This is a genomic window from Achromobacter spanius (assembly GCF_029637605.1).
Classification (GTDB): Bacteria; Pseudomonadota; Gammaproteobacteria; order Burkholderiales; family Burkholderiaceae_B; genus Achromobacter; species Achromobacter spanius_E.
Genome location: NZ_CP121261.1, coordinates 4,786,134 through 4,800,370, shown reverse-complemented (window position 1 = coordinate 4,800,370; position 14,237 = coordinate 4,786,134). Strand labels below are relative to the sequence as shown.

Genomic DNA, 14,237 nt, shown 5'->3' with positions numbered 1-14,237 from the left:
ACACCTCTCACAGAGATCGCTTGGACGCTGCCGGTGGCAACGCCCCCACACTCATGCAACACGCCATCGGCGCGCCGTTCATGTTTCTTCGTGCTCATGCGCCGGCCTCGCGCAACAGCACGCTTGCTACACGCCGCACCAGGCGGCTGGCCAAGCTGATCGGTTCACCACGTATCTGCATTTCGCCGCGCAGTTCGGTCAAGGGCAGGGCGTGGCGCGACAAGTCGGTTACGTCGCCGGCCACTTCGAACACGGCGTGTTCAGCACGTAGCCGGCCTTCGAACTGGCGCGCCGGCACGTCGCCGCCATGCGCGGACGTCAGCACCCAGTTGTCCAATGTGTCGTTGGCTGCCGCGCCCACGCGCGACACCTGGATGGCGCGCGCGGGCATCAGGCGCTGCTCGTCCACGAACTCTCCCGCGTCGCCCTCGCGGATGCGATGCAGGTCGTCCGCATTGATATAGCCGCGCGCCTCCAGGCTGTCGGGCGCGGCAATCAGGGCCAGGCGGGTCTTCTCGTCCACCCAGCGTCCGGGCGACAGTTCCAGCGCCAGCTCGACCACCACGCCGTCGATGGGCGCGCGCACCGCCAGGCGGGCACGCTCGCGTTCCAACCCCGCAATGCGGTCGCGCTCCAACTGGACTTCGCGCGTCAGCGTGAGGGACTCGGACAGATCCTTGCGGTCGGCGCTGCGACGGTCCAGCCGTTCGTTCAGCAGCCGTTCACGCTCGCGCGCGGCGTCCAACTGTTGTTCGACCTCTGACGCGCTCAACGCCATCAGGATCTGTCCGGCACGCACGGTCTCGCCCTGGCGCACGCGCACGGCTTCCAGGCGCGCGGGGCGCGGCGCAAACGCCGGCGCCTGCTCCGTTGCGGTCAGCACGGCGGGGATGCGCACGGTGTAGGGCAAGGGCACCAGCAACACGGCCGCGAGTATCGCCACGACCATCATCGTCACGAACGCCTGCCGCCCCACTTCGTGGCGGCGACGCACCCACACTTTCATTTCGCGCCAGATCGGCAGCGCGATGAACCAGCCGATCTCCACCACGAACAGGAAAATGCCCAGGATCTTGAAAAAGTAGTGATAGATCAGCAGGGCGATGGCCAGGAACAGGAAGAAGCGATAGATCCAGGTGGCGTAGGCAAAGACGATGAACAGCGTGCGCGTCGAGCCGTAGGTGGGTTCGGGCTGCTCGTCTCCGTAGCCGAAGAGCCGTTCGCGCATCCACCAGCGCGCCATCGCAAACGATCGGTCTTGCAGGCTGGGAATGCCGATCAGGTCGCTGAAGAGGTAGTAGCCGTCAAAGCGCATCAGCGGGTTGAGGTTGACCGCCAGGCTCAGCACCCAGCTGGTGGTGGCCAGCGCGAAGGCCACGTTGCGCCAGGCGCCGTCGGGCAGGAACACCCAGGCCAGCGTCGCCAGCACCGCCACCAGCAGTTCCACCGCCATGCCGGCGCTGTCGATCAGGACGCGCTGGCGGCGGGGCAAGCGCCAGGCGTCGGTCGTGTCGGTGTAGAGGATGGGTGTCATCACCACGAAGGCCACGCCCATCGTCGTCACCCGCGACCCCAGCCGCACGGCGGTATAGCCGTGGCCCAGTTCGTGCAAGGTTTTCACCAGGGCCAGGCTGAGGCCGAAGGCGATCAGGCCCGTGGCCGAGATCATGTCGGGGAAGGTGCTCAGGAAGGTGTCCCATTGGCGTGAAACCAGATACAGGCTCAACACGCCCAGCAACGCTGCCAGGGCCCAGAAGGTGCGCGAGAAGAACACCGTTACCCACGGCAGCGTGCGGCGCAGAAAGGCGTCGGGGCGCGCCAGCGGCACCTTGAAGAACAGATAGCCGTGCAGCAGTCGGGCGCTTAGCGAGCGCTGTTGCGCGCTGCGCTGCTGGCGTACGCGCGCATAGGTTTCGCCCGCTGCCGGCGCCAGCAGTTCATGGCGCTGCAGGAACTCGATCAGGCCCAGGATCTTCTGGTCGTCGGGTGTGCGGCCCGTACTGCTCGCCACCGCCGAGCGCAGCGCGCCGACCGTGCCCTGATGCCATTGGGCCAGCATGCCGACGGTGTCCTGGTCGATAGCGAAGAAGCGATGCGCGGCGGGGTCGTGGATACGCCAGTTGCCGCCCCACTCGCCCGCGCGCGTGCCGCCCTGGTCGGCGATCAGGCGCAGGTCCTGACGCAGCGGCGGCAGCTTGCGCGCGTCCGGGTTGGCTTCGGGGTCGTCGATGCGCAGTGCGGTGGCATCCATGGCGTCAAACTCCGGTCCATTGGCGCAACGCCGTGATGGGCCGCCGCATCAAGTAGTAGAACAAGGACACCGGCTCGCCATAGACACGCGCCGTGCCGCGCAGGCCCAGGCGTTCGGGCGCGGCGGTGGGGTCGTTAAGCCGTGCCAGCACGGTGTAGCTGGCCACGCCCGCGGCGTCGGATTCCGCGCGATACGCCACCCGCACGATCTTCGCGTCCAGCGGGTCCAGCGGCGCGGCATCCAGGAACACGCGCACGGAGGCGCCCTCCTGCAAATTGACGGAGTCCGCCACGGGTACCTTCAATTGATACTGCACACGATTAGGGTCGGCCACGCGCATGATGGCTTCGCCCACCGCCACCGGGCGGCCCAGCCAGTCGCGCGGGTCGCCATACAGGGCAACGCCATCCTGCGGTGCGCGCAGCAAGGCCTTGGCCAGCATGGCGCGTGCGTAGTCGCGTTCCGCCGTGGCGACGGATTCTTCGCTCATGGCCACGGCCAGTTCACGCTTGGCGGTCGTGTCGGACACCGCCGCCTGTTGCAAGCGCAGCACCTTGGCGCGGGCCACTTCCACCTTCTGAATGGCCACTTCGTAATCGCTGCGCAGTTGGGTGTCCACCAATTGCACCAGCGGCGTGCCGGCGGCGACGGTCGCGCCCGGCGCCACCAGAATGCGTTCCACCACGGCGGGCAGCGCCGCCGTCACCACGAAAGGGTCTTGCGGCGTGACTTCCACCGGCGCCAGCGTCGTCAGCGGCACGTGAACAAACGCCAGCGCCGCCGCCACGGCCGCCAACAACACATACAGCTTGGGACGATGACGGCGCAAGCCGGCGGGGGGCCTGGCGCGGCCGGCGATGGCGGACAGACCATGGGCATAGGCCCCGCCCAGGCGCGCAGCCAGACGCTGGTGCGCAGAGTCCCAGGGTTGATCGCGCGCCAGCAGCCAGCCCGCGTGTGGGGCCTGCCCCACGTCGGCCAACGGCACCCACAAGAGCGAGGTCAAGACCGCGTCGGCCGAGCAGGGGTCGGAGGGATCGGCGTAGGCGTGTACATCGAAAGTACGGACGGCCCTTGGATCGGTCGCATCGGGAGCAGCGGACGCAGCGGCCGCATTCCCTTTCTGCCGGCACAGGGCCGACACCATGTTCTCGTACCAGCGCACCAGCGGCGCATCGCGGTTCACGCTTGCCAGGCCCGATATGGCGGCCACGCGCCAGCGGCCTCCCGGCACGCCTTCGAACACCAGCGCCTGTCCAAAGGGCAACAACGCAATGGGCTCATTGGCCAAGTGCTGCCACAAGGCATCGCGCGACGTGCAGCGGCGCAGCTCGCCTTCCAGGCGTATCAGTTGCGCACCCGTGCTGTTTTGCGGATCGGCCTGCGACACCGACGGCGCATTCGCGGCGGGTCGAGGCCGCGCGGCTTCGCCGCCAGCCACGGATTCAGCCGGCCCACTACGGGAACTCGCCACATGCAGGGCCATGGCTGTCGCTCCTTACCGGACACCGTTAGTGCTGGAACCCGGCGTGCCCACGCGCGACGACCCGACGGGCGTGGCATGGGTTGGCACCGACGGTATCGGCATGACCGCGGGCGGCTGGCCTTCGCTACCCGCGGGCACGTGATAGACGGCCTGCACGGGCAGCTTGCCGGCTGGCGCCGGCCCCGGCGTCGATGCCATGGGGGTGCCGGGCGCGGCGGCGGCGCCTTCCAGGGTTGCGCGTCCGCTCATGCCTGGCAGCACGCCCACGGGGGCCTGCTCCACCAGCGCCACCACCTTGATCGTCTGGCTGACCGCATCCACCGCCGCGGACACGCGCGTCACCTTGGCCGGCAGCACATCACCGGTTTCATCGACGATGAAGTCCAGGTCGGATCCCTCCTTCAACCACGCCAGCCACTTGGACGGCACGACCATGTGCAATTCCATTGGGCCATCGCTCACGATGGAGATCAGCTTTTCGTTGGCCGGTGGCGTTTCGTCCAGCCGCGCCAGCGTTTCCACCACGCTGCCCGCATACGGCGCCACGACCTTGCAGTCGACCATGCGTTGCTGGATCACTTCGGCTTGCGCCTGCCGCTCCTGGTGCTTGAAGCGCGCAATGTCGGCGTCGGCGCGGCCAGTGGCCGCCATGCGCAGCAGTTCAGCTTGCACCTTCGCATTGCGCGCTTCGACGGCAGCGCCGGCACGCGCGGCGCGCAGTTCAGCTTCAAGCCGACGGCAATCGAAACTGACCAGCACGTCGCCCTGCTTGAACCGCTCGCCTTCACGCAGCGGCATGCTCAGGATCTTTTCAGAGACCGATGACGACAGCGTGGCCTCGGCCGTGGCGCGCAGCACACCGCGCGCGGAGCCTCCGTCAGCGGGCGGTTGGGAGCCCCAGGCCGTGGCGCAGGCCAGCAGCAAGGGGGTGAGCCAGACGCGACGGGGCCAACCCGCCTTGGGCGCGCTACTTCTTTGCTTGTTCATGATGGTTCCCGCGAAAGGGGGGGTTAGCGTGTCGGCGCGACCACGGCCACGCGCGCGTCCTGCTCGTTGCTGGCGAAGGTGTCACGCGCCGTCCACATGCCGCGCAGCTTTCCCGCCAGCGTCGGCACGGCGTCAGACGTGCTCATGGTGGTGTCAACGGGGTCGATGCCAAGCGAGGCGAAGACGTTGGCGTAGGCGTTTTGGAGGTCCGCCAGCGCCAGGTCATAACGCACCCGCGCCACCAAGGTGTTCATCTGTTCCCGGATCAAGGTTTGGCGGCTGAGCTTTTCCGCCTTGAAGCCCGAATCGATCTGCCCTTCGATGCGCGCCTGCACGTCGTAGAAGCGTCGCGCCGTATCCAGCTCCTCCTGGCGCAGCGCGTAGCGCGCGCGGCTGACTTCCACCTGCGTCGCCACCGCCGTGGTCAGCGCCAACTGCCGCTGATCCAGCAGGTCTCCTTCCGCCTTGATCTGCGCCTTCTCGGCAGGCAGGCGGAAGATGTTCAGCAGGTTCCAGCTTGCCACCGCACCCCAACCGATCCAGTTGCTGTTGTAGAGCAGGTCGTTGGTGCTGGCGTTCACGCCACCAAAGAGCTTCAGGCTGGGCAGCGAGCGCAACAAGGCAGCAGTGTTTTCCTGTTCGTTCGCGCGCAGCTGATACGCCACTTCGCGCAGCTCGGGCCGGTTCTCGATCGCCACTTGCAGCCAGGCCGCCGAGTCATCGGCAATGCCGGGCAGCACCAGCGGCCGGTTACTTTCCATGGGCGGCGGCATTGCGATGGTGTATTGGGTATTGGGCGGCAGATTCATCAAGGCGGCCAACTGCTGCTTGGCCACGCCCAGCTCGCGTCCCAGCGCCTGCACGTCGCGCCGGATGCCCAGCATTTCGCGCTGATAGCTCAAGGGCGCAAGCGGCGCGGTCAGGCCCAGGCGGTCTTGCTCGGCGGCCAGGTCCAGCGCCGTCTGCGTGGCTGTTTCCAGTTCACGGATCTTGCCCAGCAAACGTTCCGCGCTGACGGCGCGCCAGTAGGCGGTACGCACGTCTTCAATCAAGCGGTTCATGACCTTGCGCTTGCGCTCGTCGGCCATGTTGACCCGATCGGCCGCTTGTTTGGCGCGCACATACGACAGGCCAAAATCCAGGACGTCCCAGCTCAGTTGCAGATTGCTTTGCAGCACATTCTTTTCGGACGACGTGGAAGGTTCCAGCGAGGTCTGGCCCGTCAGCAATGACTGGCTGGCGCCGCCCGAATAGTTATCGCGGCCGGAGTAATCCAGCGACGCGACAAACTTCGGCAGCATGTCGTAGTGCTTCAAATCCAGCTCGCGCTGGGCCAAGGCAACGCCCATCATTTCAACGCGCACATCCAGGTTGTATTTGATGGCGCGCGCCATGGCTTCGTACAGGTCCACCGGGCCCAGGATGGGTTCTTGGTTGGCGGTGGATCGCGCAATCAGATCCATGGCGCGATCGCGGTTTTCGGCCGCTTCGAATTGCTTGGGCTGCACCGAGCAACCGGCAAGCAATACCACCGCCAAGGAAGCGGCAGCGGTGCATATCCTGGCTTTGTTTTCTATGCTGGGCTGGCGTGTAGCGCCGATGCCGAGGCTTACGATGGAGCTCATGTTCTTTACCCTTGTCGCGCACGACTGCGTGCGCCCCTGACAGAATCCGCCTAAGAAAAACTCGTATGGAATCGACCCGGAGAATGCAGACGAGCGGCCCATAGCTGTAAATACGAGCGCACGCAGCATCCGGTTACGGGGGCAATAGTTAAGAACGGTAAATAATGGACATAGCTTTGCGGGAGTTCGGCAAATTTGTCTCTCGCGCAATGTGGTCTGAAGTTTGCGAGTATTTTTCTTGTCATATAAATGCGGACATGCCGGGTCCGCCAACGCAACAGTCTTGCGATGATTCGGCAATTACGTCGGGGATAAAACAAGGGCGCGCAGTGATGCGCGCCCTTTATTGCGCCGCCATCCCATCACACGTCGGCGATCAGCGCATCGTGGCGGGCGTCTTCGGCGATCGCCTCATTGAACTCATGATCATGCAGACGCAAGATCATCGAACGGCGGGGCCGGCCGCGCGACGTGGCCAAGCCCGCCACGAATGAAAACGGCGCTTTGGCGCGCGTCCATCGCACCAGCTTCGAGCGCGCGTCCAAGCGCGCATTGCACCGGTCGATGGCGGCCTGTATTTCACCGTCGGACAAGTTCTGGCCGATGGGCCACAACACCGCGCAGCATCCCACACGCGGCTTCAGGTACACGACGGCCTGCATGAAAAGCAAGGTGTCCATCAAGGCGCGCTCGGCGCTTGCCTGCGTGGGCCCTGCGCGAGAAGTCGCGACAAGGGCGGAGCCCGCGCGATCCAACAGGTACACGAAGCCTTCGGCGTCGATCTCCCCATACCGGCCCGTGCCCAGCCATTCGCCCGTATAGGGCGCGTCGCCGACGTAGCCCAGGAACAGCGTGCCCTTGACCTCGAGTTCGCCTCTGGCGGACACGCGCATCCGCATGTGCGGCAGCACCTTTCCCGCCGAGCCGGCATGGCGGATGCCATCTGTTCGCATCGTGATGACGGAAGCGGCTTCGGGCAGGGAGAAGGTCGGCACGACAGGCAGCCCGGTCGCTTCGAACAGCCGGCGCACACCCAGCTCGTCCGCCGGGCCGTCGATCAGCGCACAGCGCAATGTGACGGGCGCGCGGGCGCGACGGTCCTGCAGGAAGGTGGCGTAGTCAACCAGCGTTTGCAGCGTGGCCAGAACGCTCTGCGCGCCGTGGTGTTCAAGCTCTTCATGCAAGGCCAGCGGGTCCACGCCCATTGCGTCCAGCGCAAAATGGCTGCCCGGCAAGGCCACGCACGTGGCGCCCGCGATCAAGCTGGCATAGGCACCCATCACGCATTCTTGCAGCGTGGCCAAGGGGCGGGTCATCAAATGCCGTTTGATTCCCCGATCAGCCAAGGCTTGCGCCGCCGACGACGCGGCCGACAACAACGCTTGCTCGCTCAGGCAGATGCCCCGCCCCATGCCTTCGCCGTCGATATCGAACACAATCTTCGCTGTGCCTGGCGGCAGCGGGCGCGCGGGTGCTGCAAGGTCCCGAACAAACACGCCATCGCCGCCCGACAGCGTGACCGAGGGCCGCAGCCCCAACCTGACAAGCCTGGCCGTCATGGCGATGGGCGCGATCACCGTATCCACGCCACAGCGCTCCATCGCGCTGGTCACCATGCGGTCGGTGGCAAGCGGCGGCAGCGGAACGTGGACCACTTCGGTCATCAATGCCGCCACATCATCGATGATGGTCCAGGGCGCGTTGTCTTGAAGCGTCAGCAACACGCCGGCCGACAACTGCTCGTATAGCGCCATGCGCTCTTTCACATGCGCGCACAACGCGCTATAGGACAGCGACGCGCGCGGCCCGATCACCGCGGGCCGATAGGTGCTTGCCGCATGCTGAGTCAACACATTGAAGAATTCTTGGGCGTTCATGGCGGGCTCGTTGGCGCCGACGCGGCGCGACGGCTGGGCGCCTGCGCGTCTTCCCAATCACAGGATCAAAGATCCGGGATGGCCAACGCCGGCATGTCTTCTTATTCGACGTCGCGCGCCGTTTCGTTACAACGCCACAAACAACAACGGACCCCAATGGGTCCGTGACACATCCGCGACCGACGCGCCTACCAGTTCAGCACCTTTGGTCCAAGCAACATGCCAAGCAAACCGCTCAAGCCGATTCCCAACGTGTACCAGACCGCCACGAACAAGAACGAATCTTCAAGGCAAATCACGGCATAGCCCAACGCCCCCATCGCACCCGCGAGGACGCCAGCGGCAAAGCCGGCCAATCGCAATCGTGTGGGCGCCAATGATCGCAAGGCCCAAAGCAAGACCGCCAACCCGGGTAGCGAAAACAGCAGTATCAGCACCGAGCAGACCTGCCAGCTCTGGCCCAATAACAGCGCCGCATATTGACCAGGCGGTGCGTTCATCAAGGCCCAGAAACCGAATCCGGCCATGATCAACACCACCGCCATCAAGCACCACATGGAACGATGCACGCGCGCGAGCGGGCGGGCTAATTGCGTGACCATTACCCAGCCGCAGGCAAGGATCGACAAGGCATAAAGCAGCTTGTACCAGCGGCTGACCAACAAAATAGCGGGGGTAGCGGAGCCGTTCGCCACCAGGCCTATTCCCAGGCTGGTGGCCAATCCGGCGAGCAAGGCGGCGCGGAGCTTGAAGGACGTGTTTGGTGTCGGCGCGGGCCCCGCGCCGGTGGCAAGAAAATCGATGAAGTCCTTGGTTTTCACTATATGACCACCTTGACGAGTAGGCTCAACCGTTTTAACCCACGATGGACTTGGACCCGGACGGCGCCTTCTGACATACCAATTCGCGCCGCGGCCTCCGCCACGCTCAACCCCTCGAGTTTAGTCAGTTCGATGGCTCGGCGCTGAGCGTCCGGCAATGCGCCCAACAAACGGGCCAGATCCACATGGGAAGTCGCTTCGTTGGCTTCTCCGGCAAGGAGCATTTCATCCACGTCGTCAATGGAATCGTTCAGCGCCCCATAGCGCTTATTGCGTCGCCAGAAGTCGATCAGCTTATGGCGAGAAATTGCGTATACCCACGCGGAGAGCGGCAGGGTGGAATCGTAGCTTGCACGCTGCAGGTGCAGGGCCAACAAACATTCTTGAACCAGGTCTTCGACATCGTCCAGAGAACCCGCCATCCGGCGGCGCAAATAGGCTCGCAGCAAACGAGCAATGCGGCCCAACACATCTCGATAAGCGGTTTCGTCTCCGGCCTGGGCTTGTAGCCACAGTGCTTTGAGCTCGGATTCCACAGTCCCTAACTGGGAGGAGAATTCTCTGGGCATCTTTCTCGCCATTCTGATCAGCGGCCTGGCCGCAAAGATGGCGCATGGGCGTGAACCATGCTGCGAAGTATACGCGCTTAAGTACAGACAGATACACATTTCATGCACCGCCAATTACTGAACATTGCTTTCCTTTCGAGCTTATCAATAAGGCATCAAGCCAAATGAAAATTAACGTCAAGGCTGCAACAAGCCCGCGTTATCGCGCGAACTAGTGAGTGCGTGCTGAGTAATCGGCACGGTCTTGCAAGGTGTCCACACGGTCACTGCGCAAGCCCTTTATTAGCACTCGGTTTCATGGCTTTTTGTTTAGCCGCGGCAACCAAGACATACTTCGGATCTGCTCGCATCCATGACAATCCCTCATCGTTTCTTGCGCCCCTGTCTGCCCTATTTTTTATTGCTCGTTTTGACGGGAGCCATCTTTGGCGTGGCCTATGACGCAATCGCTTCTTCGTCCGGCGAGAGCAACGGCACAGCCGAGCAACCCACGCGCGATGCGCATTGGCCCGCTTTGCTTGGCGCCATTGGCGGCGTGCTGCTCAGCCTGTTGTGCTATCGCTGGATTGGCGGTTCGTCAGCAGTGCGACGTCGATTGAATCGCGCCATGCGACGCGGCCACATCCACGTCGTCTATCAACCGCTTGTGAGGATGTCCACGGGCCACATGGTGGGTGTCGAGGCCTTGGCGCGCTGGACGCACGAAACGCTGGGCGTGATCCCGCCCGATACGTTTTTTGCATGGGCAGAGTCAACGGGCCTGGGACGCAAACTCACGCGCCACATCGTGCGCGCCGCCTTGACCGAGCTTCAAGATCGTTTGCAAGAACCGGGCGATTTCTACGCCAGCATCAACGTGACGCCGCGCGATATCGAAGACGCTTCCTTTGTGAAGTTCATGGTGGATACCACACGCGAGTTTGGAATACCGCCCAACCGAATCGTGCTTGAGATTACGGAGTCTCTGGCGTTCGTGGTGGAAGACCCGCGCAAGCTGATCGCCCAATACTTGCGCGTTGGATTCCGCGTGGTTATTGATGACTTCGGGGCGGGCTACGCCAACCTCAGCAATCTGCTCACGTGGGGGGTCAGCGGCCTGAAGCTGGACCGCACGTTGATCCGTTGGATCAGCGCCAACGCGTGGGCGGCCACGGTGCTGGACACGGTATTCGAAATGACACGCCGTTTGAATATCTCGGTGCTGGTCGAAGGCATCGAAACCGAAGAGCAGGCGCGCTATGTGTTGGAACGCGCGCCCGAAGCCACTGGGCAGGGCTGGCTGTATGGCCGCCCGTGCCGGGCCGAACTGCTATGCACCAACCCATCCCCGCCAATTGCACCGGCGTCCGCCCGCCAGGCGGCGGCTTCCTTCTGTCCTGGAGCCCGCGCCGCCACACCCGGCCAACGCGACGCGACAGCGTGGCCTGTCGGATAAGACCTGGCGCTGGCCAGGTCAGGCTCCTGCCAGTCCAGCAGGCAGATGCGTGCGCATGATCTCGATGAATCGGCGCAGCCGCGCCGGTTGATAACGCGATGGCGCATACACCAGGGACACCGGCAGCGGGTCCGCGCGCCACTGCGGCGCCAGATGCACCAGCCGGCCCGAGGCCAGGTCGTCTTGCATGACCCAGGCCGAACCCAGCGCCACGCCCAAGCCCAGCACGGCGGCCTTGCGCAGCGCGTGCAGGCCGTCGGTGGACAGCCGGGCATGAATGCCGAAGCGTTCGGTTGCGCCGGTTTCGGCATGCGTCAGGCTGACCTCGGTGCGATAGAACGTGCGCAATGCCAGCCACGGCAGGCACGCCAGCGCCTCCGGTTGCTGCGGCACGGGCGCCCCGCGCAACAGATCGGGCGACGCGACGACAATGCGAGGCACTTCGCCCAGCTTCACGGCGATCACGGACGGGTCGGTCACCGCGCCCACGCGAATCGCGCAGTCCACGTTTTCGGCGATCAGGTCCGGCATGCGGTCATGCAGCAGCCATTCCACGCGCATCGCGGGGTACTGCTGCAAGTAGCGCGCCAGCGGTTCCACGAATTGATCCTGACCAAAGGCGTGCGGGGCCACCACGCGCAAGGTGCCGGTGGGTTCGTTGCCCGCGCCGCGCACATCGCTTTCAAACGACTGCCAGGTGGCAAGCAGTTCCTTGGCGCGTTCATAACAGCGTTGCCCATCCTCGGTCAGCCGGATGGCGTGGGTGGAGCGCTGCAGCAGCCGCACCCCCATCGAACGCTCCAGCAGTTGCAGCCGGCGGCTGACGGTGGGTTGGGTGCCGCCCAATTGCGCGGCGGCGGCCGACAGGCTGCCCGCCTCGACGATGCGCACGAAGGTTTCGATCAGCAGCAGGCGGTCGGTGCCGGCAGTGGCGGCGGCGGGGGTAATGACAGTCGGGGCGGAGGTGCTCATACGCCAACCGTATAACCGATGTACCGCCGCGCCGGCTACCAAAACATGACCCAGACGCCCAGAATCTGCCCCGTACACGAACCTTCGGACACGTCATCATGTCATCCCAAACCCCTGCCGCCACCTTGTCGCGTGGCCTGGTTTTTCTTCTAGCGATCGGCGCTGGCCTGTCGGTTGCGTCCCTGTATTACAGCCAACCCATGCTGGGCGTGCTGGGCGTTGAGATCCACGCCAGCGCCGAAACGCTGGGCTGGATTCCGACCCTGACGCAGTTGGGTTACGCCTTCGGCATTCTGCTGCTGGCGCCGCTGGGCGACCGTCACGACAGAAAACGCATCATCCTGATCAAAGCGGCGGTGCTGAGCCTGGCATTGTTGGCGGCCGCCATGGCGCCGTCCATCGGCGTGCTGCTGGCGGCAAGCTTCGTGGTGGGCTTGTCGGCCACGCTGGCGCAAGACATCGTGCCCGCCGCCGCGCACCTGGCGCCCGCCGAGCAACGCGGCAAGATCGTCGGCACCGTCATGACCGGCCTGCTGCTGGGCATTCTGCTGTCGCGTGTGGTCAGCGGCTTCGTGGCCGAGCAATTCGGCTGGCGCGCCATGTTCGTTGCCGCCGCCGTCGCCATCGTGGTCTTGGGCGCGGCACTGTGGCGCGGCCTGCCGCGCTTCGTGCCGACGGCTCAGTTGTCGTATGCGGCGTTGCTGGGTTCGCTGGCCACCTTGTGGCGCCAGCATCCGGGGTTGCGCCGCGCGGCCACGGCGCAAGGCTTGCTGTCGTTGGGCTTCAGCGCGTTCTGGTCGACGCTGGCGGTCATGCTGCATGGCGCGCCGTTCCACCTGGGCGCCGGTGCGGCCGGTGCGTTCGGCCTGGCTGGCGCAGCCGGCGCATTGGCCGCGCCGCTGGCCGGCCGCGTTGCCGACACCCGTGGCCCGCTGGCGGTAGCCAGCCTGGGCGCTGGCCTGACCATGGTGTCGTTTGCCGCCATGATCTTCTTGCCGTTCCTGTCGCCGCACGCCGCCTTGTGGCTGATCGCCGGCGCCGCCATCGGTTTCGACCTGGGTATCCAGACCTCACTGATCGCGCATCAAAGCATCGTCTACGGCATCGACCCCGCCGCCCGCAGCCGGCTCAACGCCATCCTGATGACGGGCGTCTTCATCGGCATGGCCGCCGGCGGCGCGTTGGGCAGCCTGGCGCTGGCGCACTGGGGCTGGACCGGCGTGACGGTGGTGGCGGCCGGCGCGGCGGCGGTGGCGCTGGGCTTGCGGGTGTGGCCGGCCTTGGGTAGCCGCGCGGTTATTGCGGCGCGTTGATCTCGTCGGCCGTAATGATCTCGGCCACCAACACCTGCGCGGGACCGTCCAGGAAATACTCCTCCTTGGCCGGCTCGCGCAGCTTCATATAGGCGTTTTCACCGATCTGCATGGTGTGCCCGGCGGCCAGTTCCGCGCCGCTTTCCAGCATGTAGCTCATGATGTTGTTGAACATGTTCGAGTAGTACTCGCCTTCATCATGGCCACGCGCCAGCGCCGCGAAATCGGGCAGGCCGAACCGGTCGGCGCCATACGTGCGCATCCACACGCCCGCCACGCCGTCCACGTCGTATTTCACAAAGCCGCAATACAGCATGTTCAGCGGCAGCGTGCGCAGCAGGTCCAGGCTTTCTTCGCCCAGCGACTCGGCATCGAACACGCCGGCCGGCAACGAGGTGTGCGCAGTTTCGTTCAACACCGCCACGGCGCCAAACCCCGTCAACGCGCCGGCCACGGCGGCCAGCGCCACGTACTGCTCCAGCGGATCTTTCGCGAACCCACCGTAGTACAGGATGATGTGGCTGGCATGCGCGCGGACTTCGTCCTTGACCGTGCCCGGGTAATGGGCCGGCGCCACGCAGGCTTCCAACGAATCCTTGGGATAGGGCGCGTCAAAGCCCACCAAGCGCACCACATGCTCGCCCCAGCCCGCCAGGCCCAGCACTTCCGGCATGTCGGGCGCGATCTCGACGCGGGCCTCGCCCATGGACGGGTGATACGCGCACAACGCGACCTTCAAGGCGTCCTCGTCCACCGCCAACGGCGCGTTGAACAGCACCTGCAAGCTCAGCGGGTTTTCAACGTCGGGGTTAGCGGCCAGCGCGCGCGAGTCGGCGGATTCTTCCTTGCGGCCAAAGAAGCGGGAGAAGATGCTCATGGGGATGGGGCTATCCAGAATTAA

Annotated in this window: 11 protein-coding genes; 2 read left to right on the top strand and 9 right to left on the bottom strand. The window is 65.0% G+C overall.

Annotation, left to right across the window (positions count from 1 at the left end):
* Nucleotides 1-94 precede the first annotated feature (94 nt).
* From P8T11_RS21470 to P8T11_RS21440, 7 genes are all read right to left on the bottom strand, one after another.
* The gene (locus tag P8T11_RS21470; protein WP_268080116.1) at nt 95-2,251 is read right to left on the bottom strand and encodes an HlyD family efflux transporter periplasmic adaptor subunit; all 2,157 of its coding nucleotides are present in this window, start codon (nt 2,249-2,251) and stop codon (nt 95-97) included.
* Nucleotides 2,252-2,255: 4 nt separating this feature from the next.
* A complete protein-coding gene (locus tag P8T11_RS21465) occupies nt 2,256-3,737 on the bottom strand; it encodes an efflux RND transporter periplasmic adaptor subunit (protein WP_268080117.1) in 1,482 nt (493 codons plus the stop codon).
* Nucleotides 3,738-3,749: 12 nt separating this feature from the next.
* The gene (locus P8T11_RS21460) at nt 3,750-4,724 is read right to left on the bottom strand and encodes an efflux RND transporter periplasmic adaptor subunit (protein ID WP_268080119.1); all 975 of its coding nucleotides are present in this window, start codon (nt 4,722-4,724) and stop codon (nt 3,750-3,752) included.
* A gap of 23 nt (nt 4,725-4,747) precedes the next feature.
* Nucleotides 4,748-6,349 carry a TolC family protein gene (locus P8T11_RS21455; protein ID WP_268080120.1) on the bottom strand — a complete coding sequence of 534 codons (1,602 nt, stop codon included), beginning with the start codon at nt 6,347-6,349 and terminating at the stop codon, nt 4,748-4,750.
* A gap of 362 nt (nt 6,350-6,711) precedes the next feature.
* On the bottom strand, nt 6,712-8,226 hold the full coding sequence (locus P8T11_RS21450) for an AMP-binding protein (RefSeq protein WP_268080121.1): 1,515 nt from the start codon (nt 8,224-8,226) through the stop codon (nt 6,712-6,714).
* 188 nt (nt 8,227-8,414) lie between these two features.
* On the bottom strand, nt 8,415-9,047 hold the full coding sequence (locus tag P8T11_RS21445) for a DUF1109 domain-containing protein (RefSeq protein WP_268080122.1): 633 nt from the start codon (nt 9,045-9,047) through the stop codon (nt 8,415-8,417).
* Nucleotides 9,047-9,616 (bottom strand): sigma-70 family RNA polymerase sigma factor, encoded by a 570-nt coding sequence (locus P8T11_RS21440; protein WP_268080123.1) that lies wholly within the window; start codon nt 9,614-9,616, stop codon nt 9,047-9,049. The genes P8T11_RS21445 and P8T11_RS21440 overlap by 1 nt, the downstream gene beginning before the upstream one ends.
* Nucleotides 9,617-10,046: 430 nt before the next feature.
* On the opposite strand from P8T11_RS21440, the gene P8T11_RS21435 reads away from it, so the two are divergent.
* Nucleotides 10,047-11,051 carry an EAL domain-containing protein gene (locus P8T11_RS21435; RefSeq protein ID WP_268080124.1) on the top strand — a complete coding sequence of 335 codons (1,005 nt, stop codon included), beginning with the start codon at nt 10,047-10,049 and terminating at the stop codon, nt 11,049-11,051.
* An 18-nt stretch (nt 11,052-11,069) separates the two neighbouring features.
* Here P8T11_RS21435 and P8T11_RS21430 read toward each other — a convergent pair whose 3' ends face one another.
* Nucleotides 11,070-12,023 carry a LysR family transcriptional regulator gene (locus tag P8T11_RS21430; RefSeq protein WP_268080125.1) on the bottom strand — a complete coding sequence of 318 codons (954 nt, stop codon included), beginning with the start codon at nt 12,021-12,023 and terminating at the stop codon, nt 11,070-11,072.
* Between the two features lie 98 nt (nt 12,024-12,121).
* On the opposite strand from P8T11_RS21430, the gene P8T11_RS21425 reads away from it, so the two are divergent.
* Nucleotides 12,122-13,336 (top strand): MFS transporter, encoded by a 1,215-nt coding sequence (locus P8T11_RS21425; protein ID WP_268080126.1) that lies wholly within the window; start codon nt 12,122-12,124, stop codon nt 13,334-13,336.
* Here P8T11_RS21425 and P8T11_RS21420 read toward each other — a convergent pair.
* Nucleotides 13,320-14,213: a DUF4261 domain-containing protein gene (locus P8T11_RS21420; RefSeq protein WP_268080127.1), complete on the bottom strand. Its 894-nt coding sequence runs from the start codon at nt 14,211-14,213 to the stop codon at nt 13,320-13,322. The two genes, P8T11_RS21425 and P8T11_RS21420, sit on opposite strands and share 17 nt — an antisense overlap.
* Nucleotides 14,214-14,237 lie beyond the last annotated feature (24 nt).

Coding starts and splice junctions, on each gene's coding strand:
- P8T11_RS21470 (WP_268080116.1), bottom strand. CDS start 2,251: ATGGATGCCACCGCACTGCGCATCGACGACCCCGAAGCCAACCCGGAC.
- P8T11_RS21465 (WP_268080117.1), bottom strand. CDS start 3,737: ATGGCCCTGCATGTGGCGAGTTCCCGTAGTGGGCCGGCTGAATCCGTG.
- P8T11_RS21460 (WP_268080119.1), bottom strand. CDS start 4,724: ATGAACAAGCAAAGAAGTAGCGCGCCCAAGGCGGGTTGGCCCCGTCGC.
- P8T11_RS21455 (WP_268080120.1), bottom strand. CDS start 6,349: ATGAGCTCCATCGTAAGCCTCGGCATCGGCGCTACACGCCAGCCCAGC.
- P8T11_RS21450 (WP_268080121.1), bottom strand. CDS start 8,226: ATGAACGCCCAAGAATTCTTCAATGTGTTGACTCAGCATGCGGCAAGC.
- P8T11_RS21440 (WP_268080123.1), bottom strand. CDS start 9,616: ATGCCCAGAGAATTCTCCTCCCAGTTAGGGACTGTGGAATCCGAGCTC.
- P8T11_RS21430 (WP_268080125.1), bottom strand. CDS start 12,023: ATGAGCACCTCCGCCCCGACTGTCATTACCCCCGCCGCCGCCACTGCC.
- P8T11_RS21425 (WP_268080126.1), top strand. CDS start 12,122: ATGTCATCCCAAACCCCTGCCGCCACCTTGTCGCGTGGCCTGGTTTTT.
- P8T11_RS21420 (WP_268080127.1), bottom strand. CDS start 14,213: ATGAGCATCTTCTCCCGCTTCTTTGGCCGCAAGGAAGAATCCGCCGAC.